The 24,984-nt window shown below is 73.8% G+C and carries 18 protein-coding genes; 10 read left to right on the top strand and 8 right to left on the bottom strand.

Annotated elements, in window-relative coordinates:
• The 5 genes from efeB to EBN88_RS08230 form a co-directional block, all read left to right on the top strand.
• Window positions 1-1,196 (top strand): iron uptake transporter deferrochelatase/peroxidase subunit (gene efeB, locus EBN88_RS08250; protein ID WP_122183140.1); only part of this gene is annotated, 1,196 nt, incomplete at its 5' end.
• 43 nt (window positions 1,197-1,239) lie between these two features.
• A complete protein-coding gene (gene pheA, locus EBN88_RS08245) occupies window positions 1,240-2,178 on the top strand; it encodes a prephenate dehydratase (RefSeq protein ID WP_122183139.1) in 939 nt (312 codons plus the stop codon).
• Window positions 2,179-2,755: 577 nt separating this feature from the next.
• Window positions 2,756-4,033 (top strand): serine--tRNA ligase, encoded by a 1,278-nt coding sequence (gene serS / locus EBN88_RS08240; protein WP_122183138.1) that lies wholly within the window; start codon window positions 2,756-2,758, stop codon window positions 4,031-4,033.
• Window positions 4,030-4,941 (top strand): HAD family hydrolase, encoded by a 912-nt coding sequence (locus tag EBN88_RS08235; protein ID WP_122183137.1) that lies wholly within the window; start codon window positions 4,030-4,032, stop codon window positions 4,939-4,941. The genes serS and EBN88_RS08235 overlap by 4 nt, the downstream gene beginning before the upstream one ends.
• Window positions 4,942-5,055: 114 nt before the next feature.
• Window positions 5,056-7,134: a glycosyltransferase gene (locus tag EBN88_RS08230; protein ID WP_122183144.1), complete on the top strand. Its 2,079-nt coding sequence runs from the start codon at window positions 5,056-5,058 to the stop codon at window positions 7,132-7,134.
• Between the two features lie 624 nt (window positions 7,135-7,758).
• Here EBN88_RS08230 and EBN88_RS08225 read toward each other — a convergent pair.
• From EBN88_RS08225 to EBN88_RS08205, 5 genes are all read right to left on the bottom strand, one after another.
• Window positions 7,759-8,481 carry an ABC transporter permease subunit gene (locus tag EBN88_RS08225; RefSeq protein ID WP_122183136.1) on the bottom strand — a complete coding sequence of 241 codons (723 nt, stop codon included), beginning with the start codon at window positions 8,479-8,481 and terminating at the stop codon, window positions 7,759-7,761.
• A gap of 142 nt (window positions 8,482-8,623) precedes the next feature.
• Window positions 8,624-9,541 (bottom strand): ABC transporter ATP-binding protein, encoded by a 918-nt coding sequence (locus EBN88_RS08220; RefSeq protein ID WP_122183135.1) that lies wholly within the window; start codon window positions 9,539-9,541, stop codon window positions 8,624-8,626.
• Window positions 9,538-10,422, bottom strand: a complete 885-nt coding sequence (locus EBN88_RS08215) for an ABC transporter permease subunit (protein WP_122183134.1) — start codon at window positions 10,420-10,422, stop codon at window positions 9,538-9,540. The genes EBN88_RS08220 and EBN88_RS08215 overlap by 4 nt, the downstream gene beginning before the upstream one ends.
• Window positions 10,419-11,393 carry an ABC transporter ATP-binding protein gene (locus EBN88_RS08210; RefSeq protein WP_122183143.1) on the bottom strand — a complete coding sequence of 325 codons (975 nt, stop codon included), beginning with the start codon at window positions 11,391-11,393 and terminating at the stop codon, window positions 10,419-10,421. The genes EBN88_RS08215 and EBN88_RS08210 overlap by 4 nt, the downstream gene beginning before the upstream one ends.
• A 134-nt stretch (window positions 11,394-11,527) precedes the next feature.
• Entirely contained in the window at window positions 11,528-12,487 is a 960-nt protein-coding gene (locus EBN88_RS08205; protein ID WP_122183142.1) for an LLM class flavin-dependent oxidoreductase, read from the bottom strand.
• A gap of 113 nt (window positions 12,488-12,600) precedes the next feature.
• Between EBN88_RS08205 and EBN88_RS08200 the strand changes: the two genes are divergently transcribed.
• Window positions 12,601-13,452, top strand: a complete 852-nt coding sequence (locus EBN88_RS08200; protein ID WP_233580530.1) for an HAD family hydrolase — start codon at window positions 12,601-12,603, stop codon at window positions 13,450-13,452.
• A gap of 536 nt (window positions 13,453-13,988) precedes the next feature.
• Here the strand turns inward: EBN88_RS08200 and EBN88_RS08195 are convergent.
• From EBN88_RS08195 to EBN88_RS08185, 3 genes are all read right to left on the bottom strand, one after another.
• Complete coding sequence (locus tag EBN88_RS08195) at window positions 13,989-14,705, bottom strand: hypothetical protein (protein WP_122183132.1); 717 nt, start codon at window positions 14,703-14,705, stop codon at window positions 13,989-13,991.
• A 258-nt stretch (window positions 14,706-14,963) separates the two neighbouring features.
• Window positions 14,964-15,929, bottom strand: a complete 966-nt coding sequence (locus tag EBN88_RS08190; RefSeq protein ID WP_233580529.1) for a metallophosphoesterase — start codon at window positions 15,927-15,929, stop codon at window positions 14,964-14,966.
• Between the two features lie 152 nt (window positions 15,930-16,081).
• Window positions 16,082-17,209, bottom strand: a complete 1,128-nt coding sequence (locus EBN88_RS08185) for a LacI family DNA-binding transcriptional regulator (protein ID WP_122183130.1) — start codon at window positions 17,207-17,209, stop codon at window positions 16,082-16,084.
• A gap of 368 nt (window positions 17,210-17,577) precedes the next feature.
• Between EBN88_RS08185 and hisC the strand changes: the two genes are divergently transcribed.
• The 4 genes from hisC to cydD all read left to right on the top strand — a co-directional run bounded on the left by hisC (window position 17,578) and on the right by cydD (window position 24,959).
• Window positions 17,578-18,645 carry a histidinol-phosphate transaminase gene (hisC, locus tag EBN88_RS08180; protein WP_233580531.1) on the top strand — a complete coding sequence of 356 codons (1,068 nt, stop codon included), beginning with the start codon at window positions 17,578-17,580 and terminating at the stop codon, window positions 18,643-18,645.
• A gap of 139 nt (window positions 18,646-18,784) precedes the next feature.
• Window positions 18,785-20,320 carry a cytochrome ubiquinol oxidase subunit I gene (locus EBN88_RS08175; protein WP_122183128.1) on the top strand — a complete coding sequence of 512 codons (1,536 nt, stop codon included), beginning with the start codon at window positions 18,785-18,787 and terminating at the stop codon, window positions 20,318-20,320.
• Window positions 20,321-20,370: 50 nt separating this feature from the next.
• A complete protein-coding gene (cydB, locus tag EBN88_RS08170) occupies window positions 20,371-21,441 on the top strand; it encodes a cytochrome d ubiquinol oxidase subunit II (protein ID WP_122183127.1) in 1,071 nt (356 codons plus the stop codon).
• Entirely contained in the window at window positions 21,438-24,959 is a 3,522-nt protein-coding gene (gene cydD / locus EBN88_RS08165; RefSeq protein ID WP_122183126.1) for a thiol reductant ABC exporter subunit CydD, read from the top strand. The genes cydB and cydD overlap by 4 nt, the downstream gene beginning before the upstream one ends.
• Window positions 24,960-24,984: the final 25 nt, after the last annotated feature.

The raw sequence follows: 24,984 nt of genomic DNA, 5'->3' as shown, positions 1-24,984 counted from the left end.
TCGGCACCGCCACCGCGACCGGGGTCGCCGGCCTCGCCGCCGGCGCGGCCGGCGGCGCGTTCGGCCAGGCCGCCGCCTCCGAGCCGGGCGAGCCGGCGCTGAGCACCCTGGGCAGCACGACGGTTCCGTTTCACGGCGTTCATCAGCCGGGGATCACCACGCCCCTCCAGTCGCGGAGCCATCTGGTCGCCTTCGACCTGGTGGACGACGCCGGCAGGCGCGGCGCCGCCGCGCTGCTGCGCCGCTGGTCGACGCTGGCCGCCGCGCTGATGGCCGGCCGTCCCGACGAGGCGGGCACGGGCATCGCTGACGACGCGGGACCGGCGTCGCTGACGTTCACCTTCGGCTTCGGGCACGGCTTCTTCGATGCCACCGGACTGACCGCGCTGCGCCCCGAGGCACTGCGCCCGCTGCCCGCGTTCTCCCAGGACGCGCTGGACGAGGCGCGGTCGAACGGGGACCTGTGGGTGCAGATCGGGGCCGACGACCCGCTGGTGGCGTTCGAGGCGCTGCGCGCGGTGCGGCGGGCCGCCGAGGGGACGGCGCGGGTCCGCTGGCGGATGGCCGGGTTCCACCGCAGCCCGGGGGCCACCGCGCGGCCGATGACCGGGCGGAACCTGATGGGTCAGGTCGACGGCACCAACAACCCGAGCCCGGACGACCCGGACTTCGAGCGGCACGTCTTCGTGCCGGCGGACGGCGAGCCGGCGTGGATGGCGGGCGGTTCCTACGCGGTGGTGCGCCGCATCCGGATGCTGCTGGACGACTGGGAGGGGCTGACGGGCGAGGAGCGGGAACGGGTGCTGGGCCGGCGGCGGTCCGACGGTGCGCCGTTGACCGGGGGGAGCGAGACCAGTCCGGTGGACCTGGCGGCGACGAACCCGGACGGCTCCCCGGTGATCCCGGCCAACGCGCATGTGCGGGTGACAGCGCCGGAGAGCAACGGCGGGGCGACGATGCTGCGGCGCTCGTTCTCCTACGACGACGGGTTCCGCGAGGACGGGGCGCCGGACGCCGGGCTGCTGTTCGTCTGCTGGCAGGCGGACCCGCTGCGGTCGTTCGTCACGGTGCAGCGGAAGTTGGACCGGGGGGACGCGCTCAGCGCGTTCGTACGGCACGAGGCGAGCGGGCTGTTCGCCGTGCCCGGCGGTGCGGCGGAGGACGAGTATGTCGGCCAGCGTCTTCTCGAAGGCTGAAGCGCCGCGTCCCCGGGACCCGGACGGGGCTACCGTGACTGCTATGACTTCTGCGAGCCGCTACACCTACCTGGGCCCCGAGGGGACGTTCACCGAGGCCGCGCTGCGCACGCTGCCGGAGGCGGCGACCCGGGCGTTGATCCCGATGATCTCGGTGCCGGCCGCGCTGGACGCGGTGCGGGTGGGTGAGGCCGCCGGCTCGCTGGTGCCGATCGAGAACTCGGTGGAGGGCGGGGTGACCTCCACGGTGGACGAACTGGCCACCGGGGAGCCGCTGATGATCTACCGGGAGGTGCTGCTGCCGATCGCGTTCGCGCTGCTGGTGCGGCCGGGCACCAGCCTGGAGGACGTCAAGACCGTGACCGGGCACCCGGTGGCCCAGCCGCAGGTGCGCGGCTGGCTGGGGAGGCATCTGCCGGACGCGGTCTGGGAGTCGGCGGCCTCCAACGCGGACGGCGCGCGGCTGGTGCAGGAGGGACGGTTCGACGCGGCGTTCGCCGGCGAGTTCGCCGCCGCGACCTACGGGTTGACGCCGCTGGTGACCGGCATCCACGACGCGGACAACGCGACCACCCGCTTCGTGCTGGTGGGCCGCCCGGCCCGGCCGGCGGCGCCGACCGGGGCGGACAAGACCTCGGTGGTGCTGTGGCTGCGCGAGGACCATCCGGGCGCGCTGCTGGACGTGCTCCAGGAGTTCGCGACCCGGGGGGTGAACCTGAGCCGGATCGAGTCGCGGCCGACCGGCAAGGGCATCGGGCAGTACTGCTTCTCCGTCGACTGCGAGGGGCATGTCGCGGAGCGCCGGGTGGGGGAGTCGTTGATGGGGCTGCGGCGGCTCTGTTCGGACGTGCGGTTCCTGGGCTCCTACCCGAGGGCGGACCAGGTGCGGCCGACGGTGGTCGAGGGGACGCGGGACGCGGACTTCCTGGCGGCCTCCGACTGGCTGACCCGGTGCCTGGACGGCCGGCCAGGACCGGCCTGAGGCGGGCGGCGCGGACGGCGGGTCCCGGAGGTGCGCGCCGTCGGGGCCGCTGGCCTGTGGACTGTTCGGCAGGTTATCCACAGGGCACCCACCGTGGCTGTGTATAAGTCGATACGCGGGAGCGTTCGGAGAAACGGGCATTAGGCCCATATCCGGATACTGTGCAGCACGTCACCCATCGCGCAATGAGCCGCTTTTCGTCACCCGAATCACTCCGAATAACTCCTGAGAGCGAGCGAGTTTCCCAGAGATTCTCGTGGATTCCCCCGGAAGTGCGAATGACAGCGGTTTGGGCGGGGAATTATCCGCCGCACGCTCGGCGGGGTCGAAGATCGACTGCCGTTCATCCACAGGCCGGGGCCCGGGCCTGTGGATAACTTTCCGGCGGCGGTGGACAGAGCCGTGGACGAGGCGGCGGACAAGGCGATGGGCGGGCGGCCGACGGGCCCCGGGGAACGGCCGCCGAGGCCAACGGGCCGGTTTGCCGGCGCCGGCGATTCATGGGACAAAACAGGCGAAACAGCCCGGCGGGCTTTTCCGTTTCAGGGCCCGACAGGGGCCCGGTAGCCTGTCGGACGTGATTGACCTTCGACTGCTCCGCGAGAACCCGGACCTGGTGCGCGCCTCGCAGCGCGCCCGTGGTGAAGACGTCGACCTGGTGGACCGGCTGCTGTCCGCCGACGAGCGGCGCAGGTCCTCCGGAACGCGCTTCGACGAGCTGCGCGCCGAGCAGAAGCGGCTGGGCAAGCTCATCCCGCGCGCGCAGGGCGAGGAGAAGGCCGAACTGCTCGCCCGCGCCGGCGCGTTGTCGGCGGAGGTCAAGGCGGCCGACGCCGAGCGCGAGGAGGCCGCGGCCGAGGCGGAGGCGCTGCTGCTCCAGCTCTCCAACGTGGTCCACCCGGACGTTCCGGTGGGCGGCGAGGACGACTTCACGGTGCGCGAGACCATCGGCGAGATCAGGGACTTCGCGGCCGAGGGCATCACCCCGCGCGACCACCTGGAGCTGGGTCAGGCGCTGGGCGCCATCGACACCGAGCGCGCCGCCAAGGTCTCCGGCTCCCGCTTCGCCTATCTGCGCGGCGACGGCGCGCTGCTGGAACTGGCCCTGGTGAACGCGGCGATCGCGCAGGCCACCGCCGCCGGCTTCGTTCCGATGGTCACGCCGACCCTGGTGCGACCGCGCGCCATGGAGGGCACCGGCTTCCTGGGGCAGGCGGCGCAGGACGTCTACCGCCTGGAGCAGGACGACTACTACCTGGTCGGCACATCCGAAGTCCCGCTGGCCGCCTACCACATGGACGAGATCATCGAGGCCGACCAGCTGCCGCTGCGCTACGCCGGCCTCTCGCCGTGCTACCGCAGGGAGGCCGGTTCCTACGGCAAGGACACCCGGGGCATCTTCCGGGTGCACCAGTTCACCAAGGTCGAGATGTTCTCGTTCGTCGCGCCCGAGGAGGCCGAGGACGAGCTGGAGCGGCTGCTCGGCTGGGAGAAGCAGTGGCTGACCTCGCTGGAGCTGCCGTTCCGCGTGATCGACGTGGCCAGCGGCGACCTGGGCTCCTCGGCCAGCCGCAAGTACGACTGCGAGGCGTGGTTCCCCACGCAGGGCCGGTACCGCGAGCTCACCTCGACCTCCAACTGCACGGACTTCCAGGCGCGTCGGCTCCAGGTCCGGATGCGCGAGGCGGGCCGCACCCGGCCGCTGGCCACGCTGAACGGCACGCTGTGCGCGGTCTCCCGGACCATCGTGGCGCTGCTGGAGTACCACCAGCGGGCGGACGGCTCGGTGTACGTGCCCGAGGTGTTGCGTCCTCACCTCGGCGGGCGTGAGGTGCTGGAGCCGGTCGCCCGATGAGCCACGCGCGCCCCGGGCCGCTCGCCGGGGCTCCCGTTCCGGCCCAACCGGCCGGGCCCGGCGGCCCGTTCCCCTACCGGCTGATCGCGACCGACCTGGACGGGACGCTGCTACGCACGGACGAGTCGATCTCGCCGCGCACCAGGGCGGCGCTGCGCGCGGCGGTCGCCGCCGGCGCGCTGCACGTCGTGGCCACGGGGCGCAGCGTGGCCTGGACCCGGCACATCCTGAGGGACCTGGGCTACGAGGGGCTGGCCGTCTGCGGCCAGGGCGCGCAGCTGTACCACGCCGGCGAGGACCGGCTGGTGACCTCGGTGACCCTGGACCGCGCGCTGGCCAGGGCCGTGGTCACGCGCCTTGAGGCGGCGTTCGGCCCGTTGGGCGTCGCGGCCAACCGCGACGGGCTGAACGGGCAGGTGGTGATGGACGAACGCTTCCACACCGGGCCGGGCAGCGGCTTCGGCGAGGACGCGGGAACGGGCCCGGGGCCGGACGCGCCGCAGCGGGCGCGGGAGCGTGCGGCGCTCTTCGCCGAGCCGTTGATCAAGCTCTATCTGCGCCATCCCACCTGGGGCGACGACGAGTTGGCCGCCGCGGCGACGGCCGAGGTCGGCGACGCGGTGGGGCTCGTGGTCTCCGGAGAGGGCCTGGTCGAGGTGCTGCCGCTGGGGCTCGGCAAGGCCACCGGGCTCGCGCTGGCCGCGCGCCGGCTGGGGGTGCGGGCGGCCGAGGCCATCGCGTTCGGGGACATGCCCAACGACCTGTCGATGTTCGCCTGGGCCGGCCACTCCGTGGCGATGGGCGGGGCGCACCCCGAGGTGAGGGCGGCGGCCGACGAGGTCACCGAGGGCAACGACGCGGACGGCATCGCGCTGGTGCTGGAACGGCTGCTGACCCGGGGACGTTGACCCACGCCCCTCGCACCCGGGCGCCGCCGGGGGCGCGCGCCGCCAGGGAACCGCCCGGAGTTACGCCCCGTCGAACCGCCAGTAGCGGAGCCGTGTTCGATGTTGGGGGGCCATGTGAAGATTGTTTTTCTGTTGAACAACGCCTATGGGATTGGCGGCACCATCCGCTCGGTGGCCAATCTCTCCGGCGCCCTGGCCGAACGGCACAGCGTGCGGATCGCCAGCCTCTACCGCTCGCGCACCACGCCGAGCCTGCGCTTCGACCCCCGGGTGCGGATCACCCCGCTGATCGACCTGCGCCCCGGGGCCAGGGACGCGGCGGGCCAGGGGCCCGAACCCGCCGAGCCCAGCGCCGTCTTCGCCGAGCTGCCGATGAACTACGGGCGGGTCGCGCCCTCCCGGCTCAGCGACCTTCGGATGGGGGAGTTCCTGGAGCGGGTCGACGCCGACGTGGTGATCTCGACCCGGCCGACGCTCAACGTCTATCTCGCGCGCCTCGGCCAGCCGCGCTATCTGCGGGTCGCCCAGGAGCACGTCACCTACGACGCCAGGGCCAAGCGCGCCAGGGCCGTACAGCTGTCCGCCGCGCGGGAGTTGGACGCGCTGGTCTGCGTCTCGGCGGCGGACGCCCAGCGGTACGCCGAGGTCCTGGCCGACGCCCCGGTCCGGGTGGTCAGCGTGCCCAACTGCTCCCCCGCCCCCGCCGTCCCGCCGGCCGGCGGCGACTCCCGGGTGATCGTGGCGGCCGGCCGGCTCGCGCCGGTGAAGCGCTACGACCGACTGATCGACGCGTTCGCCGAGTTGGCGCCGGAGTTCCCCGACTGGGAACTCCGGATCTACGGCCGGGGCGTGGAACGGGACAACCTGCGCCGGCGCATCGGCGAACTCGGCCTGCACAACCGCGCGCGGCTGATGGGGGCGGCCTCGCCGATCGAGACCGAGTGGGTCAAGGGCGCGGTGGCCGCCGTCTCCTCGGACGCCGAGTCCTTCGGGCTGACCATCGTGGAGGCGATGCGGTGCGGGGTTCCGGTGGCGGCCACGGACTGCCCGCACGGCCCGGGAGAGATCATCTCCCATGGCGAGAACGGGGTGTTGTCGCCGCTGGCGGGCGGCAGCGCGGCGCTGGCCGAGGCGCTGCGTCCGCTGCTCGCGGACGAGGCGCTGCGCGGCCGGCTGGCGGCGGCGGGGCGGGCGTCGGCCGCCGCCTACGACCCGGCGGTGATCGCGGCGCGGTACGAGGAACTCTTCCGGGAGTGGGCCCCGAACGCCTCGGGCGCCGGGCCGGAACGGCCGCAGGAGCCGAGGGGCGGGTGGCTCGGCGGGCTGTCGCGGATCTGGCGCCGCTCGTCGGCGCCGGGAGGGCGGCCCCGGGGATACGGCGAGAGCGAGGCGGACGGCGGTGTGCGCGTCTCGCTGGACGGGCGGTCGCTGCCCAGGGGCGAGGGCGAGTTGCTGCTGCGCCGACGCCATGACGCGCTGGGGCGGGAGATCCTGCTGCCGCTGCCGAGGGTGCGCGGCACGCGCCGGGTGGAGTTGCTGCTCGGCCCGGAGAGCCTGGAACTCCCCGAGGGGCGCTGGGACTTCTTCCTCGGGCGCGACGTCGCCGGCAGGGCGCTGCGGGTGGCCGCCGACCAGGTGCGCCAGGCCGCCCTCGTCGGGGCGCTCCCCCAGGTCGGCGCGCGGGGGGTGACCGCGTGGATTCCGTACCGCACCAAGGACGGCAACCTCACGGTGCGCAGCTGGCTGCGTCCGGCCCACGCCGAGGTGACGGAGGTGCTCCTCGACGGGGACGCCGTGGGGGTGCGGGCGCTGCCGATGGGCCCGGGGGGCGTCGCCGTCGGGGCGTGGACGGCGCTGGCCGAGGGGGTGGGCGAGAACGCGGGCCCCGGGTTCGCCGTCGAGTGCCAACCCGAGGGCGCCTCGGGCCTGTTGCTCACCATCCCCCACGAGGCGGCGCTGGCGGCGCACACGACGTCGCGCAGCGACTGGCGGCTGTCGCTGCGGGCGCCGGACGGCACCGGCGCGCTGGTCGCCCGCATCGGCGGCGACGCGGTGGACCGCCGCAGGACGGACCTCTTCCCGGCGCTCGACCTGCCCCACCCCAAGCGCGGCCCGGTCCGCCTCCGCGTGCGCTACACCGGCGACCACGACCTGGCGCTGACCATCACCGACCAACCCACGGACGGCTCCTGACCGTTCGGGCCCGGTGCCCCCGCCCTCCGGGACGGGGAGAACCGCCGGCCGCCGGGGCCCCACGGCCCGGCGCCCGGCCCCGTCCCCCTTCTCCCGGCCCTGAGCGGGAGTTCGCCCCCGCTGCCGGAACGCCAACCCTCGGCCTCGGTCCGGACCTTGGATCACCCGCCACCGCCCGCCGGCGGCGGGCTCCCGGCCCTTGCCGGAACGCCGACTCCGCCGTCGCGCCACGCCTGAACACCCGGCATCATCGCGACACTTCGAGCAGCCTTCCCACCCCGCACCGGCCCGCAGCGCCACCCGGCACCGGAGTGGCACCCAACCAACCGGCCCCCGCCCCGAAGCGCTACACCGCCCCGGCCAGCAACCCGCCCAACCCACCACGGAATGCCCCGACCCGGCTGGTGGCCCGCCAACCCGCCGGGGCCCTGGCCCGTCATCGACCACCCACCGGGAGGCCCCCGGCCCGCCGGGCACCCGGCCTACGACCAGCCCCGCGCGAAGCGCCACCGCCCCGCGCTTCGCGCGCACGCCCGCACGGCCAGCGCACCGCGCGCACCCCCCAGCCCGCGCGGCCAGCGCACCGCGCGGCGCGCCGCGCGCTCCCCGAAGCCGCCCGCAGGGCTACCCGTCGCCGGTGACCGTCAGCGCCGTCAGGCGGCGTATCGAGTACCACGTGCCGAGCACCGTGGCCGCGACCAGCAGCACCAGCGCCAACGGCAGCGCCACGTCCGACGTGACGTCGGCGCCCGAGGCGGCTATCCCCTCGGCCAGGGACAACGACCACTGCTGCACGCTGAGCGTGCGCACCCCGGGCAGCGTGCTGCCCAACAGCGCCTCCCAGACCAGCGCGTAGATCAGCCCGAAGACCACCGCGTTCCGCGAGACCGTGCCCAGCAGCAGGAAGATCGCGCTGTAGGCGACGGCCGCGACGGCGGCCGCGACGGTGTAGGCCGAGGCGATGCCCTGACTGTTGCCGTTGAGGATCAGCCCGGACACCAGGATCGGCGCCGTGGTGAAGGCGACGGTCACGGCGATCGCGACGGTCAGCTTGGTCAGGATGATGGTGCGCCGTGGCAGCGGCTTCGCCAGCAGATAGACGATCGATCCGTCGTCGATCTCCGGCGCGATGGCCCCCGTGCCGGCGACGACGCCGATCAGCGGGACCATGGAGGCGAGGGCGAAGCCGCCCAACACCTCGACGGCCGCCCCGTCGTCGCTGCCACCGATCAGCCGGACGGCCAGCGAGATCGTCAACAGCAGCGCGGGCAGGGCGATCAGGATCAACACCCGGCGACGGCCGAGCAGGGCCCGGTAGGTGAGCCGGGCGACGGTGTGGTTGTACATCGCGGAGGGGCTCCTTAACGGCGGTGCGCCGAGTCGAGGGCGGAACGCCGGCGGAGGGCCACGCGGCGCGGCGCGGCCGACGGGCGGGCGGAACGGCGAAGTCGAGGCAGTCGAAGAGGTCGAAGCAGTCGAGGCATCGTCGTCACGTCCCCACCAGGTAGGAGAAGACGTTCTCCAGGGACTCGTCGGACGGCGCGACCGTCAGCAGCCTGATGTCCCGCTCCCTGGCGAGCGAGGGCAGCCGCTCCGTGAAGCGCGCGAAGTCCACGGCCTGCACCCGCAGCGCGTCCTCGGCCACGTCCACCTCGATGCCCGAGGTGGAGGCGTCGGCGATCAGCGCGGCGGCCAGCGCCCTGTTGTCGCTGGAGCGGATCAGATAGCGGTGCGGCCGGTCGGTCATCAGCCGGCGGATCTTGCGGAAGTCGCCCGAGGCCGCGTGCCGGCCGGCGACGACCACCTCGATGTGGCTGGCGAGTTGCTCGACCTCCTCCAGGATGTGCGAGGAGAACAGGACCGTGCGGCCCTCGTCGCCCATCTTGGCCAGCAGATCCATGAGTTGGAGCCGCTGCCTCGGGTCCATCCCGTTGAACGGCTCGTCCAGCAGCAGCACCGACGGGTGGTGCACCAGGGCGGAGGCCATCTTGACCCGCTGCCGCATCCCCTTGCTGTAGGTGTCGATGCGGCGGTCGGCGGCGTGCGTCATCTCGACCGTGGCCAGGGCCTCGGCCGCCGCCGCCCTCGGGTCGGGCAGCTGGTGCAACTCGGCGTTGGCCAGCACGAACTCGCCGCCCGTGAGGTAGTCGTACATCCCCTCGCGCTCGGGCACGAGGCCGATCTGCCGGTAGCAGTCGGCGTTCCGCCAGATCGGCTTCTCGTCGAGGGTGACCGTGCCGGCGGAGGGCGCCAGGAAGCCGCTCATCATGTTGATCAGCGTGGACTTGCCGGCGCCGTTGGGGCCGAGCAGGCCGGTGACGCCCGGGCCGATCGTCATCGTGATGTCGTTGACCGCCACCACGTTGCCGAACCAGCGTGAGGTGTTGGTGATATGGAGGGTGGTCACAGCCCGGCCTTTCGGTAGCGGCGTCCCAGCAGCAGGTAGCAGACGACGGTGACGAGGATCGCCATCGCCAGCAACGCGAACCCGGCCCCGTCGGTCGGCGTCTGCTCGTACGGGTAGCCCGACCTGCCGTCGAGGAACGAGGACTGGATGCCGTCGATCAGCGACCCGGGCGAGAACAGACCTATCCAGCCGACCGCGTTCTCGCTGCCCTGCTCGTAGGCGACGGCCTGAAGCGCGGTGACCGCGAAGTACGGGATGGTCAACACCCCGATCACGGCGGCCACGCCGAAGCCACGGCGCGGGGTGAGGCTGGCGACCCAGAGCGCGAGCGCCGCGTGCAACAGGGCGAAGAGCACCGAGAGCGCCATGCCCTGGGCGAAGCCCCTGGTCTGCTCGGCGAAGCCCAGGTCGGCCAGCAGCCCGCCGACATAGGCGAGGACCAGCGGCAGCGCCACGAAGAGGAAGATCGCGCAGCAGAGCGCCGCGTACTTCGCTACCACGTAGTCGCGGCGCTCGATCGGGCGCGAGAAGTACAGCGGGGTGACCTTGAACCGCAGGTCGAGCGAGACCATCTGCGGCGCCGCGAGCGCCACGTACAGCCCCACGATGGGCTGCATGAACAGCGCGTAGCTCGTGTACTCGATGGGCAGCTCGTCGAGCCCGACGAAGGCGGCGATGGCCACCATCACCACCGCGGGCGCCATCATGATCGCGAACAGGCCCATCGGCAGCACCTTGGAGCGGGCCGACCGGCCGAGGCCGAAGGAGCCGCGCAGCGAGTGCGTGAAGAGCGCGCGCCGCGCGTAGGAGATCCCGAGGCGCTCGCCCGTGTAGTTGCGGTAGCCGATGTTGTGGATGCGGGCATCCGTGCCGGTGCTCATCGGGTGACCTCCGCGTTGCTGACGTCGGCTGCCTGGTCGGCGGCGTCCTCGGCGCCGCGCGAGCGGAACACCTCGGCGATCTCGTGCCGCCCGCGCTCCATCCGCACCAGGCCCAGGCCGAGTTCGACGACGGCGTCCCTGACCACGTCGTAGACGCTCTCGTCCGTGATCTCAAGATGGATCTGCCGGCCCGGGGTCGTCACCGTCTCCACGCCGGCCGCCGCCAGCGCGGTGCGCAGCGCCGCCGTCCCGTCCGGGTGCGCGTCGCTGTCGGTGACCTCGACGGCGAGCGAGGCCGTGGCCTCGACGAAGCTCGCCGTGGTCTGCGAACGCAGCAGCCGGCCGCCGTCGATGACCACGATGTGGTCGCTGGTGCGCTCCAACTCCCGCAGCAGATGGGAGGTCACCAGCACGGAGATGCCGAAGTCGCTGTGGATGCGGCGGATCAGGCCGAGCATCTCGTCCCTGCCGACCGGGTCGAGCCCGTTGGTCGGCTCGTCCAGCAGCACCAGCTTCGGGTCGTGCACCAGCGCCTGTGCCAGCTTGACCCGCTGCTTCATGCCCGTCGAGTACCCGCCCATGGGCCGGTACCGCTCCTCGTAGAGCCCGACGTGGCGCAGCGTGTCGGCCGTCCGCTCCCGGGCCGCCGTGCGCGGCAGGCCGGACATGCAGGCCATGTGCACCACGAACTCGGTGGCGCTCACATCGGGCGGCAGGCAGTCGTGCTCGGGCATGTAGCCCACCTGCGCCCGGATCGTCTCGCCCTGGGCCGCCGAGTCGAGGCCGAGGACGCTCGCAGTCCCCTCGGTCGCCGGGGCCAGTCCCAACAGGATCTTGATCAGGGTGGACTTCCCCGCACCGTTGGCACCGACCAGGCCGGTGACCCCGGGCTGGATGTCGATGGTCAGGCCGTCCAACGCGGTCACCCGGGGATACCGCTTGGTCAAGCCGTTGGTTTCAATCACGCTCACGACCACGACGGTAGCCGTGACCTTCGTCTCGCGCGTCAGCCCTCAGTAGGCATCCTCTGGTCCAGCCCCTAGGGGCCAACACTCAGACCACTGGCCGACCAACGCCGCCCGACCCCCTACCAAAGGACTACCGTCTATCCCCTGACCTGCGCCATTCCCTCCAGGGCAATCCGCTCGAAGACCTCGGGGTCCGTGGCGAAGACGGAGTCCTCGACCGGCCAGTGCACGACGAGTTCGTCGAAGCCCAGCTCGACCAGATGCCCGGCGTGATCGACGAAGGCGTCCACCGAGTCGAGCGTGCCGACGCCCGCCGGGCGGTCGCTGGAGTCCAGCAGCACCCGCCGCACGTCGCCCGGCTGCCGGCCGCTGTCCTCGCAGACGCTGTCCAACAGCTCCAACTGCCGGGCCAGGCCGGCCCGGTAGTCGGCCGGGCTGGCGTCGTTGCCCAGCGTCTTGGGGTCGCCCGTGGTGACCCAGCCCTGCCCGTGCCGCGCGGCCAGCCCCATCCCGCGCCGCCCGGCGGCCGCGACCACGAAGGGCAGCCTGGGCCGTTGCACACAGCCGGGCTGGTTGCGCACCTCGTGCGCCGAGTAGAAGTCGCCCCGGAACGAGACGCCGGCGGCGGGCTCGGCCTCGTCCCCCTCGCCGCCCCGGCTGAGCACCCGGTCCAGCAGCCGCAGGAACTCGGCGAACCGGTCGGCCCGTTCCCTCGGCGTCCAGGCGTCGTCCCCGAGCGCGGTGGCGTCGAAGCCGGTGCCGCCCGAGCCGATGCCCAGCGTGACGCGGCCGCCGGAGATGTCGTCGAGGCTGAGCAACTCCTTGGCCAGCGGCACCGGATGGCGGAAGTTGGGCGAGGTGACCAGCGTGCCCAGCCGCAGCCGCTCGGTGACGACGGCCGCCGCCGTCAGCGTGGGCAGCGCCCCGAACCAGGCGCGGTCGCGGAAGCTCCGCCAGGAGAGATGGTCATAGGTGTAGGCGGTGTGGAAGCCCAACTCCTCGGCGCGCTCCCATCGCTGTCGCCCGCCCTGGGCCCAACGGTGGACGGGCAGGATCACGGTGGAAAGCCGCAGCGCAGGCTCGGGGGAGACAGCCATGAGCAGCAAGCGTAGGCCCTTTCCTGGCACGGTACCGCCGCTTCCCGACAAGCGAGGGGGGCGCACAGACGAGTGAGTCACCGCACGGAAGTGCGCGCATATGCTGGGTGACTGTGCCAGTACTTCCCGAGCCCGCCACGCCCTCCCTACGCCCCCAACTCATCGCATCCGACCTCGACGGCACCCTGCTGCGCCACGACAAGACCGTCTCGCCCCGCACGGCGGCGGCGCTCGCGGCCGCCACGGCGGCCGGCATCCGCGTCGTCTTCGTCACCGGCCGCCCGGCGCGCTGGATGGAGGTGGTCAGCGAACACCTCCACGGCGAGGGCGTCGCCATCTGCGGCAACGGCGCGGCCGTGGTCGACCTGCGGAACGACGCGCGGCTGATCGAGGTGCGCCCCCTGCCCAGGGAGAACGCGCTGGCCGTGGTGCACGCGCTGCGCACGGCGGCCCCGGGAACGACGTTCGCCGTTGAACGCACCATCGGCATCCACCAGGAGCCCGGCTACCCGCCGATGACCATGGACCCGGCGATCGAGGTGGCGCCCGTCGACAAGTTGCTGGCCGAGGGCGACACCTACCGGGGCGCCCCCGTGCTCAAGCTGCTGGCCCACCACGACACCCTCGCCCCCGACGCGTTCCTGACCCTGGCCAGGGAGACGACCGGCCGGTGGGCCGAGTCCACCCGGTCGAGCCCCTCGGCGCTGCTGGAGATCAGCGCGCCCGGCGTCAGCAAGGCCACGACGCTGGCGCTGCGCTGCGAACGCGCCGGCATCGACCCGTCGCGGGTCGTCGCCTTCGGCGACATGCCCAACGACCTGGAGATGCTGACCTGGGCCGGCACCGGCTACGCGATGGCCAACGCCCACCCCGCCGTCCTGGCGGCCACCGCCCACCACACCGACACCAACGAGAACGACGGCGTCGCCCAGACAATCGAACGCCTGCTGCTCCTCCCCACGTGACGCGTGACGCTGGCCGCTGGGCTTTCGGGGAACGGGCACCGCCGGCGGCCGGCCCGTGCGGGGCGTGCCCAACGGGCGCTGGCCGCTGGGACTTGGGAAGGGGTCGTATCGCCGCTGCGCGCGGGACCGTTGATCGCGAGGCTTTCGCGGAACGGCCGGAGGCCGCAGGGCCGCTGAGCCTCTTCTTGGCAAGGGTTGGCCGCGGGCCACCGGGCTGTCGGCGCCGCCGGACGCGGCACCCGTTGCCGAAGCACCCGGTGAACGACCGTCACCGCTCGTCCGGTTGAGCAGCGGCGCACCTCAGCAGGCAACGGCTCGCAGCCGCACGGTGAACGACCACCGCGGCCGGCCCGCCGGAGAACCCGTCGCCGACCGCCCGGCCAGCAACGGAACGACCGCCGTCGCTCGGCCCGTTGGCCACGCGGGCGACGCCACCCGACGGCCGGACCATCCGACGAACGACGACCGTCGCCGCCGTTCAGCCACCGGACACAGCGCACCAGGCCGCCAGGCCGAAGGCGCCGGCCCGGCCAGGGCTAGTCGTCGCCGCTGGAGAACTCCGGGCTGCTGAAGTGCGGGCTGCTGTAACGGAGTCGCGGGGTGCGCCCCTCCGGCGGGGGCGCGTCGGCCAACTCCCGCCGCAGCAGCGGGTTGAACCCCTGGTCGAGCAGCGCCCGGCGCCACTCGGCGCGGGCGACGGCGACCTCCTGGGTCAACGCCACGCTCGCGGCGGGCGCCGAGGCCCTGATCGAGGTGGAGCCGTTGCGCACCGCCGCCACCAGCAGCGCGCCCACCGCGACCAGCGCGCCTCCCGACGCCAGGAGCGCGAACGCCCAACCCACCGAGCGCATCGAGGAGGCCACCGCCGGCTCGGGGCTGGCCAGCCGCAGCGCGTACCCGAGCAGCAGAAAGATCACCGCGCTGATGCCCGCCAACACCGGAACCAGCGCGAACGCGACCAACAGCCCGCCGCTGCCGCGACGGCCGCCGCCCCCGTCGCCGCCGACCGCCGCGCCGGCGCCACGTTCCCGGCCGTCCGCCTCGCGGAGGCGCTCGCGCAGCGCCGCGAACCGTCGGTACTGGGGCTCGGCGGAGAGCAGGATCTCGGGCAGCGCGGCCAACGCCAACTCCCGCACGCGCGCCATGCGTTCCGGCCCCACGTCGGCGGCCAGCCGGGCAGCGCGCAGCGCCTCCTCAAGCACCCGCTCGACCTCGGACCGGTCACCGGCCGGCAGTTCGACTGGGCTGTTCATGGGCGCCCCCAGATGCACTCAGGCAGAGAGCTGTTGAACAAGGACGTGAGCCAGGGACCAAGATGGTAAAGGGCCAGGCGCGATTCGGACAGGAAAATAGCCGGAGTTCGTACGACTCCGCCCTATCGTCCCCCCATCCCCTGCCCAGCCACGCCCCACCCACACCTCCCGCCCCAACCGGCAGGCACGGGCGGCGCGACGCGCGCCCCGAAGACAACGCGCGCCCCCGAACCGGCGCGGGGACCCGCGCGCGAGCGGCTACGCCCGGTCCTGGTCGGGCAACGGCAGCCGCGCCACCAGCAGTTTGCCGCCCATGGTCACCCCGCCGTCCATGGCGATGGCCAGGGAGTCGGCGTACACGTGGGGCCCCTCGACGCCGGGCGGGGCGTCCTCGCCCGCGCCGTCCGGGTCGGCGTCCGAGCCGCCCGTCTCCCCCGTCAGATAGGGAATGGGGCTGTGCCCGTGCACGACGCGCTTGCCGCCGAAGGTGTCGAGCAACTCGCGCACCGCGCCGGGCCCGTCCTCGTCGCGGAACGCGAACCGCTTGGTGAACTTGCGGAACAGCTCCCAGGTCTCGCCGACGTCGTTGCGCTGCAACGCCTGCCAGATCGCGTCGTTCACGTCGTCGACGGCGCTGCCGTAGTCGAGGTAGGAGGTGGTGTCGGAGTGCACCAGCAGGTGCCCGTCGGCGACCGCCATCGAGTCGAGCCGGGACATCCACTGGATGTGGTGGTCGCGCAGCCGCTCCATGTCGGTGCGCTGGCCGCCGTTCAGCATCCAGGCGGCCTGGAAGGACGCGGTGCCGGCGGCGGAGTCCACGGGGGTGTCGGCGAAGCGGCTGGCCCCGATCAGCAGCAGCTCGTGGTTGCCCAGCAGGGCCTTGCAGTACCCGCCGGCGGCGGCGGCCTCGGCGGAGAGCCGCATCACCAGGTCCAGCACGCCGACCCCGTCCGGGCCACGGTCGGTGAAGTCGCCCAGGAACCACAGCCGCGCGTTGCCCGCGGCCCAGTGGTCGTCGGCGTCGGTCAGGCCGGCCTCGCGCAGCGCGACCCTCAGCTCGTCCAGATAGCCGTGCACGTCGCCGACCACGTAGAGCGGGCCGACGCCGCCGTCCATGACCGGGATGTCCGGCAGGGTCGGCGTATACAGATCGGGAGTCGCCTCGGCGCCGCCCGGGGGCGTGCCGCGCCCCGCCACTGGTCCCTGGTCGGCCCCCTGAGTCATCGACCCCTCCACCACTGCGCGCCGCCTCCACCTGCGGGACCCGAACGATCGGGCCGGGTCCCCATGCCGTTCGCCCATCATAGGAATCCCGGTGGCCAGTTGTGACACACCTGGGGGAGACCGTTGCCAGGCCGGTAACTGTTTACCCGAAACTATCGTTCGACGGCAGGGGGCTTGCGGGGGGCTGCCACAGTCGCGCGCTCGGTGCGGCGCGCCCCCGGCTGCGAGGAGGCGCGCACCAGAAGCTCGGTGGGCATCATCCGGAACTGCGGAACGCGGCCGGTCTCGCCGCCCTCGATGGCGTCGATCAGCAGCTGGATCACGGCGGTCCCGATGCGGCCCGGCTGGAGGGAGAGGGTGGTGACGGGCGGTTCGGTCGCCGCGTAGACGGTGGACTCGCTACAGCAGACCAGCAGCAGGTCGTCCGGAACGCGCAGGCCGTAGCGGCGCGCGGCGGCGAGCAGGTCGGTGCCGTTGGGGTCGAAGAGCCCGTAGACCGCGTCCGGCCGGTCGGGTCGGGCCAGCAGCCGGTCGGCGGCCATGGCGCCGGCGCACGGGTCGTGCGCGGGGTACGCCTCGTAGACGGGCTCCTGCCCGGCGCGTTCGCACCAGTTGAGGTAGGCGGTGGTGGACAGCCGGGTGTAGGTGTCGGTGCTGGTCCCGGTGAGCAGGCCGATCCGGCGGGCGCCGGCGGCGGCGAGGTGGTCGAGGAGCCCGGCGACGGCGGCCTGGTGGTCGTTGTCCACCCAGGCCGTGACGGGCAGGTCGCCACCCGGCTGGCCGTCGGAGACCACCGGAATGCCCTGCCGCACCAGTTCGGTGACGACCGGGTCGTGGTCGGAGGGGTCGATGACCACCGTGCCGTCGAGGGCGACGTTGGACCAGACGTCGAAGTCCCGGTGTTGGGAGGCGGCGGGCAGGATCACCAGGGCGTAGCCCCGGGCGAGCGCGGCGGAGGTCGCCGCCCTGGCCATCTCCGCGAAGTAGGCGAACTCGGTGAAGGTGAACGGTTCTTCGCCGTAGGTGGTGACCGTCAGTCCGATCAGCCCGGACTTGCCGGTGCGCAGGGTGCGCGCGGCGGCCGAAGGGCGGTAGCCCAGGCGGTCGGCGATGGCCCGCACATGGCGGCGGGTCGTGTCCGGCAGCCGTCCCTTGCCGTTGAGCGCGTCGGAGACAGTCGTGATGGAGACGCCGGCCGCTGCCGCCACCTCACGAATGCCGGCCCTGCCGCTGGTACGGCGGCCCTTGGCCCGTGGCACCGGATGCTTCGCTGCTGTCATGGCGACCTGATGGTAGGCCCGGAGACGAGCGGTTCTCGGGGGCGTGAACGGGCCCCCGAGCAGACGTTTCCGCATGGTCAACACGGCCTCCCGGCCTGGGATCAGAAGATCCACCAGGTCAGGCGTCCCGGCTTCGACGCACTCGGCGCGCGGCCGCAGGGGAGGGCCGCCGGCTTTCAACGTCGCTCGGCTCACTCGATCGAGTGCGGCGCGCCGGCAGCTCGACGGGGGCGCGCAGCAGGTCGGATGCGCCGGCCCGACGGGGTGGCGCGAGCCGGGCTCGCCCTTAGGGTGAACGGGTGACCGCTCAACCTTCTCCCTCCCAGGACTCCTCGCGAGGCGCCGCGTCGGCGGGCGTCGGCCCCCGGCTGCGCGCGGCGCTCGACGGCCTGCCGGCCTACGTTCCCGGCCGGGCCAGGGCCGCGACGGACCGCACCTTCAAGCTGTCGTCCAACGAGAACCCCTACCCCCCGCTGCCGGGGGTGCTGGAGACGGCCGTCGCCGCCGCCGGAGCGCTCAACCGCTATCCGGATCTGGCCAGTTCGGCCCTGACCGCCGAGTTGGCGGAGCGGCTGGCGGTGCCGGCCGACCACCTCGCGCTCGGCACGGGCTCGGTGGGCGTGGCCCAGCAGCTGGTGCAGGCCACGGCGGGCCCGGGCGACGAGGTGGTCTACGCCTGGCGGTCCTTCGAGGCGTATCCGATCGTCGTCCAGATCTCCGGGGCGCGTTCGGTCCGGGTGCCGCTGACGGCGGAGGAGGAGCACGACCTGCCGGCGATGGCGGACGCGATCACCGACCGCACCCGGCTGGTCTTCGTGTGCAACCCGAACAACCCGACCGGCGCCGCCCTGCGCCGCGCCGAGCTGCTGGCCTTCCTCGACCGGGTGCCGTCGGACGTGCTGGTGGTGCTGGACGAGGCGTACCGGGAGTTCAACCGGGACCCCGAGGTGCCCGACGGCGTGGAGCTGTACCGGGACCGGCCCAACGTCTGTGTGCTGCGCACCTTCTCCAAGGCGTACGGCCTGGCCGGGCTGCGGGTCGGCTACGCGGTGGCGCACCCGAGGGTGGCGGCGGCGCTGCGGAAGACGGCGGTGCCGTTCGGGGTGAGCCAGATCGCGCAGGACGCAGCGATCGCCTCGCTGCGCTCGGAGGAGGCGCTGCTGGAGCGGGTGGCGGCGCTGGTCGCCGAGCGGACCAGGGTGACCGAGGCGCTGCGCGCCCAGGGGTGGACGGTGCCGGAGTCGCAGGCCAACTTCGTGTGGCTGCGGTTGGGGGAGGCCACGGCGGAGTTCGCGGCGCGCTGCGAGGAGCGGGGCGTCACGGTGCGTCCTTTCCCCGGGGAGGGCGTGCGGATCACGGTGGCCGAGCCGGAGGCGAACGACCTGGTGCTGGCGGTGGCGGGCGCGTTTCTGGCCGGCGGCTCGGGGCCGAGCTGATCTGAGGCCGTCGCACCCCGGCTGAGCTGGGAGAACACCGCGCCTTCACGAAAAGGACACCCCGGGTGAAGCCCGGGGGAGAGCGCGGCGCATAATGGCTTGTGAATGTGAATACGTTCACAAGCACAGGAGCGGACCCATGGACCTCGCGCTCGCGCCGGAGACGTTGGCACGGTGGCAGTTCGGCATCACGACCGTCTACCACTTCCTCTTCGTTCCGCTGACCCTCTCCCTGGCCAGCCTGACCGCAGGGCTCCAGACGGCGTGGGTGCGCACGGGCAGGGAGAAGTACCTCAGGGCCACCAAGTTCTGGGGGAAGCTCTTCCTGATCAACATCGCCATGGGCGTGGTCACCGGGATCGTGCAGGAGTTCCAGTTCGGGATGAACTGGTCCGACTACTCGCGGTTCGTCGGGGACGTCTTCGGCGCCCCGCTCGCCTTCGAGGCGCTGATCGCGTTCTTCTTCGAGTCCACCTTCATCGGCCTGTGGATCTTCGGCTGGGACAAGCTGCCGCCCAGGCTGCACCTCGCCACCATCTGGACCGTTGCGGCCGGCAGCGTCCTGTCGGCGTACTTCATCCTGGCCGCCAACTCCTGGATGCAGCACCCCGTGGGCTACCGCATCAACGAGGAGACCGGCCGCGCCGAACTCACCGACATCGTGCGGGTGTTGACGCAGAACACGGCGGTGGCCCAGTTCGCGCACACCATCACGGCGGCGTTCCTGGTGGGCGGCGCGTTCCTGGTCGGGATCTCCGCGTTCCACCTGCTGCGCCGCCGGCACATACCGGTGATGCGCACCTCGCTGCGGCTGGGGCTGGTGACCATGGTGGTCGCCGGGATGCTGACCGCGTTCACCGGCGACCGGCTCGGCAAGATCATGTACGAGCAGCAGCCGATGAAGATGGCCGCCGCCGAGGCGCTCTGGGAGACCGAGGCGCCCGCGCCGTTCTCGCTCTTCGCGGTCGGCGACGTGGACGCCGGGCACAACGTGGTCAGCGTCGAGCTGCCCGGGCTGCTGTCCTTCCTGGCGCACGACAACTTCAGCGACCCGGTGCCCGGCATCAACGACACCAACGAGGCGATGCGGGAGGCGTACGGGCCGGGCGACTACCGGCCCAACATCCCGCTGGCCTACTGGAGCTTCCGCTGGATGATCGGCTTCGGCATGGCCTCGGCGGCGATCGGCGCGGCCGGGCTGTGGCTGACCAGGCGGCGGTTCCTGCTGGGCGATGAGCTGAGGACCGGGGAGGACGAGGTGCCCCGGCTGGCGCTCACCCGCCACCTCCCGCTGGGCGCGGGGCTGACCCGCTGGTACTGGCGGATCGCCACGCTCACCATGCTCTTCCCACTGGTCGCCAACGCCTGGGGCTGGATCTTCACCGAGACCGGGCGCCAACCCTGGGTGGTCTACGGGGTGTTGAGAACGGCCGACGCGGTCTCCCCCGGCGTCTCGCAGGGCGAGGTGATCACCTCGCTGGTCGTGTTCACCGCGCTGTACGGGCTGCTCGCGGTGATCGAGGTGCGGCTGATGATCCGCTATGTGAAGGCCGGGCCGCCGGAGCTGACCGAGGCCGACCGCCATCCGCCGACCCGGATCGGCGGGCCGCCGTCCGTGCCGGGCGCCCGGGCGGACGCCGAGTCGGAGGACCGTCCCATGGCCTTCTCCTACTGACCTCCTCCTGACGGCACAGCCAAGCACCGAGACGCGAAGGGAGCGTTCGGATGGAACTCCACACCCTCTGGTTTGTCGTCATCGCCGTGCTGTGGGTCGGCTACTTCTTCCTTGAGGGGTTCGACTTCGGCATCGGCGTGCTCACCGGGACCCTCGCCAGGGACCGGGCCGAGCGGCGCGTGCTGATCAACACGATCGGGCCGGTCTGGGACGGGAACGAGGTGTGGCTGCTGACCGCGGGCGGCGCGACGTTCGCCGCCTTCCCCGACTGGTACGCCACCCTGTTCTCCGGCTTCTACCTGCCGCTGCTGCTGATCCTGGTCTGCCTGATCGTGCGCGGGGTGGCCTTCGAGTACCGCGCCAAGCGGCCCGAGGAGCGCTGGCAGCGCGGCTGGGAGCACGCCATCTTCGTCTCCTCGCTGGTGGTGTCGGTGCTGTGGGGCGTCGCCTTCGCCAACATCGTGCGGGGCGTTCCGATCGACGCCGAGGGCGAGTTCGTCGGCGACGTGGGCGATCTGCTCTCGCCCCACGCGCTGGTGGGCGGCGCCGTGAGCCTGGCGCTCTTCACCCTGCACGGCGCGCTGTTCGCCGCGTTGAAGACGGTGGGCGACATCCGGGCGCGGGCCCGGCGGCTGGCCGGGCGGCTGGGGCTGGTCGGCGGCGCGCTGACCGTGGGCTGGCTCGGCTGGACGCTGGCCGAGGCGGACACCTGGCGCGGGGCGCCGGCGCTGGTCGTGGCGGTGCTGGCGCTGGTCGGCGCGCTGGCGGCCAACGCCAGGGGCCGGGAGGGCTGGGCGTTCCTCAGCTCGGGGGTGCTGGTGGTCGCGGTGGTCGCGCTGTGGTTCCTCACGCTCTTCCCCGACGTGATGCCCTCCTCGCTGGACCCGGCCTGGTCGCTGACGGCGGCCGAGACGGCCTCCTCGCCGTACACCCTGCGGATCATGACCTGGTGCGCGGTGCTGGCCACCCCGCTGGTGCTGCTCTACCAGGGCTGGACGTACTGGGTCTTCCGCAAGCGGATAGGCACCCAGCACCTGGCGCCGGCCGCCCATGGCGCCGGCGCGGAGCCGGCGGGCGCGGGCGCGGAGCCGGCGGGCGCCGGCACCGGGAGCCCGGCATGAGGCCCGTCGATCCCCGGCTGCTGCGCCACGCCTCCGCGACCCGCTGGCTGCTGGTCGGCTCGGTGCTGCTGGGGCTGGCGGAGGCGGGGCTGCTGGTCGCACAGGCGCTGCTGATCGCGCGGGTGATCGCGGGCGCGGTGACGGCCGGCCAGGACCTGGGCGAACTCGGCGGCTGGCTGGGCTGGTTGGCGGCCACCGCGCTGGCGCGCGGTCTGGTCAGCTACGCCACCGACTGGCTGGCGCACCGGGCGGGCGCCTCGGTCACCTCGCGGCTGCGGCTGCTGCTGACGGACCGGGCCGCGCTGCTGACCCCGCACGGGCGCAACGGGCGGCCGACGGGGGAGCTGACCGCGCTGGCCACCCGGGGGATCGACGCGCTCGACGACTACTTCGGCCGCTATCTGCCGCAGCTGGGCCTCGCGGCGGTGGTGCCGTTCGCGGTGCTGGCCTGGGTGGCGACGGAGGACTGGGTGGCCGCCGGGATCATGGTGGTCACGCTGCCGCTGATCCCGATCTTCATGGTGCTGATCGGCTGGGCCACCCAGGCCCAGATGGACCGGCGCTGGCACCAACTGTCCCGGCTCTCCGGCCACTTCCTCGACGTGGTCGCCGGCCTCGCCACCCTCAGGGTCTTCGGCCGGGCCCGGGCCCAGGCCGAGAACATCCGCGCCATCACCGACTCCTACCGGCGCGGGACGCTGCGCACCCTGCGGGTCGCGTTCCTCTCCTCGTTCGCGCTGGAGCTGCTCGCCACGCTCTCGGTGGCGCTGGTCGCGGTCAGCATCGGGATGCGGCTGGTCCACGGCGACCTCGACCTCGAGACCGCGCTGGTGGTGCTGGTCCTGGCGCCCGAGGTCTATCTGCCGCTGCGGCAGGTGGGCGCCAGGTTCCACGCGGCGCAGGAGGGCCTGGCGGCGGCCGAGGAGGTCTTCGCGGTGTTGGAGACCGAGCCGCCGGCCCGGGGCAGCGCGCCGGTGCCGGCGCTCCCCGAACTCCGGCTGGAGCGCGTGGTGGTGCGCTATCCGGAACGGGCGGGCGGGCCCACCGAGCCGGCGGAGGCCGCGTTGCCCGAGACCAGCCTGAGCGTGGCGCCCGGCGAGACGGTGGCGCTGACCGGCCCGTCGGGCGGCGGCAAGTCGACGGTGCTGCGGGCCCTGTTGGGGCTGGTGCGGCCGGAGTCGGGGCGGGTGCTGGTGGGCGGGGTCGAGCTGGCCTCGCTGGACCTGGCCGCCTGGCACCGGGGGATCGCCTGGGTGCCGCAGCGCCCGCTGCTCTTCGCTGGCACGGTCGCGGAGAACGTGCGGCTGGCCCGCCCGGACGCCGGCGACGCCGAGGTGGCGGCGGCGCTCGCCGAGGCGGCCGCCGGGGAGCTGGACCCCGCGCTCCGGCTGGGCCCGGGCGGCGCTGGGCTCTCGGCGGGGCAGCGGCAACGGGTCGCGCTGGCGCGGGCGTTCCTCGCCGACCGGCCGGTCCTGCTGCTGGACGAGCCGACCGCCGCGTTGGACGGGGCCACCGAGGCGGCCGTGGTCGCGGCGATCGCCCGGCACGCGGCCGGGCGGACCGTGCTGCTGGTCAGCCACCGGCCGGCGCTGCTGGCCATCGCCGACCGGACGGTGCGGCTGGGGCGGCCGGCGCACCCGGAACGGCCGGCGGACCCGGCCCGAATGATTCACGTGAAACATCGCCCGGCGGCGGGCGCGGGCGCGGCGGACGCCGTTCCGCTGCCGGAGCCGCCGGCCGGGCGGGGCTCGGGCGAGGGCTCGGCGCTGCGCTGGGTGCGGGGGCTGGCCGGGGGAGGGCGCGGCCGGCTGGCGCTGGCCACGGTGCTGGGCGCGTTGGCGCTGGGCAGCGCGGTGGGGCTGATGGCCACCTCGGGCTGGCTGATCTCCCGGGCCTGGGAACAGCCGCCGGTGCTCTACCTGTTGGTGGCGGTCACCGCCACCCGCGCCTTCGGCCTGGGGCGTGCGGTCTTCCGCTATGCGGAGCGGCTGCTCAGCCACGACGCCGTGCTGCGGCTGCTCGCCAACCTGCGGGTGGCCGTCTACGCGCGGCTGGAGCGGCTGGCGCCGGCCGGCCTGGGGCGGCGCGGCCGGGGCGACCTGCTCTCCCGGATGGTGGCCGATGTGGACGCGCTCCAGGACTACTTCCTGCGCTGGCTGCTGCCGGTGACCGTGGCGGGCACGGTCGGCGTCGCCAGCGTGCTGTTCACCGGCTGGCTGCTGCCGGCGGCCGGCGCCGCGCTGGCCGTCGGGCTGCTGCTGGCCGGCGTAGCGGTGCCGGCGCTGGCCGGCGCGCTGGCCCGGCGGGCCGAGGCCAGGACGGCCCCGGCGCGCGGGGTGCTGGCGGAGCGGGTGGTGACGCTGCTGACCGGGACCGACGAGCTGCTGGTGGCCGGGGCGCTGCCGGGCCGGCGGGCGGCCGTGGCCGAGGCGGACGGCGAACTGACCCGGCTGGCCCGGCGCTCGGCGCGGGTCACCGCGCTCGCCGGCGGGCTGACCGTGCTGGTCACGGGGGCGACGGTCGCCGCCGCCGGCTGGTTCGGGGTGCCGGCGGTGGCGAACGGGGAGCTGGCCGGCGTCTGGCTGGCCACCGTGGTGCTGGTGCCGCTGGCCGCGTTCGAGGCGGTGGCGGGGCTGCCGCTGGCCGTTCAGCAGCGGCAGCGCTCCCGGCGCGCGGCCGAGCGGGTGCGCGAGGTGCTGACCGCGCCGGAGCCGGTGACCGAGCCGGAGCGGCCGGCCCCGGCGCCGGCGGGCCCGTTCCCGCTGCGGCTGCGCGGGCTGACCGCGCGCCACCCGGGGCAGGATGTCCCGGCGCTGCGCGGCGTCGACCTGGAGCTGACGCCGGGCCGGCGGATCGCGGTCGTTGGCGCTTCGGGCGCGGGGAAGACCACGCTGGCCCACTGCCTGCTGCGCTTTCTCGACCCCGAGGCGGGCACCTACACGCTGGGCGGCACCGAGGCCACCGCGCTGCGCGGGGAGACGGTGCGCCGCTGGGTCGGCCTGTGCGCGCAGGACGCCCATGTCTTCGACAGCACCCTCCGGGAGAACCTGCTGCTGGCCCGCCCCTCGGCTTCGGAGCCGGAGCTGCGCTCGGCCCTGGCGGGGGCCCGGCTGCTGGCGTGGGTGGAGTCCCTGCCGGAGGGGCTGGACACCCCGGTGGGCGAGGGCGGGGCGCGGCTGTCGGGCGGGCAGCGGCAGCGGTTGGCCCTGGCCAGGGCGCTGCTCGCGGACTTTCCCGTGCTGGTGCTGGACGAGCCGGCCGAGCATCTCGACCTGGCCACCGCCGACGCCCTCACCCGGGACCTGCTGGCCGCCGCCGAGGGCCGCGCCGCCCTGCTGATCACGCACCGGCTGGCGGGCGTCGAGGCGGTGGACGAGGTGCTGGTGCTGGACGGCGGCCGGGTGGCGCAGCGCGGGGCGCCGGCCGAACTGGCCGCCGTCGATGGCCCGTTCCGCGCGCTGCTGGAGCGGGAGGCGGCGGCCGAGGGCGGGCGCCCGGAGCCGGTGGGCGCCCGCTGAACCCGGAGACGAGCGCCGTCGGGAC

The organism is Streptomyces triticirhizae (assembly GCF_003696235.1).
GTDB lineage: Bacteria > Actinomycetota > Actinomycetes > Streptomycetales > Streptomycetaceae > Streptomyces > Streptomyces triticirhizae.
The sequence above is the reverse complement of the archived record's forward strand: the minus strand, read 5'-3'. Positions and strand labels throughout refer to the sequence as shown.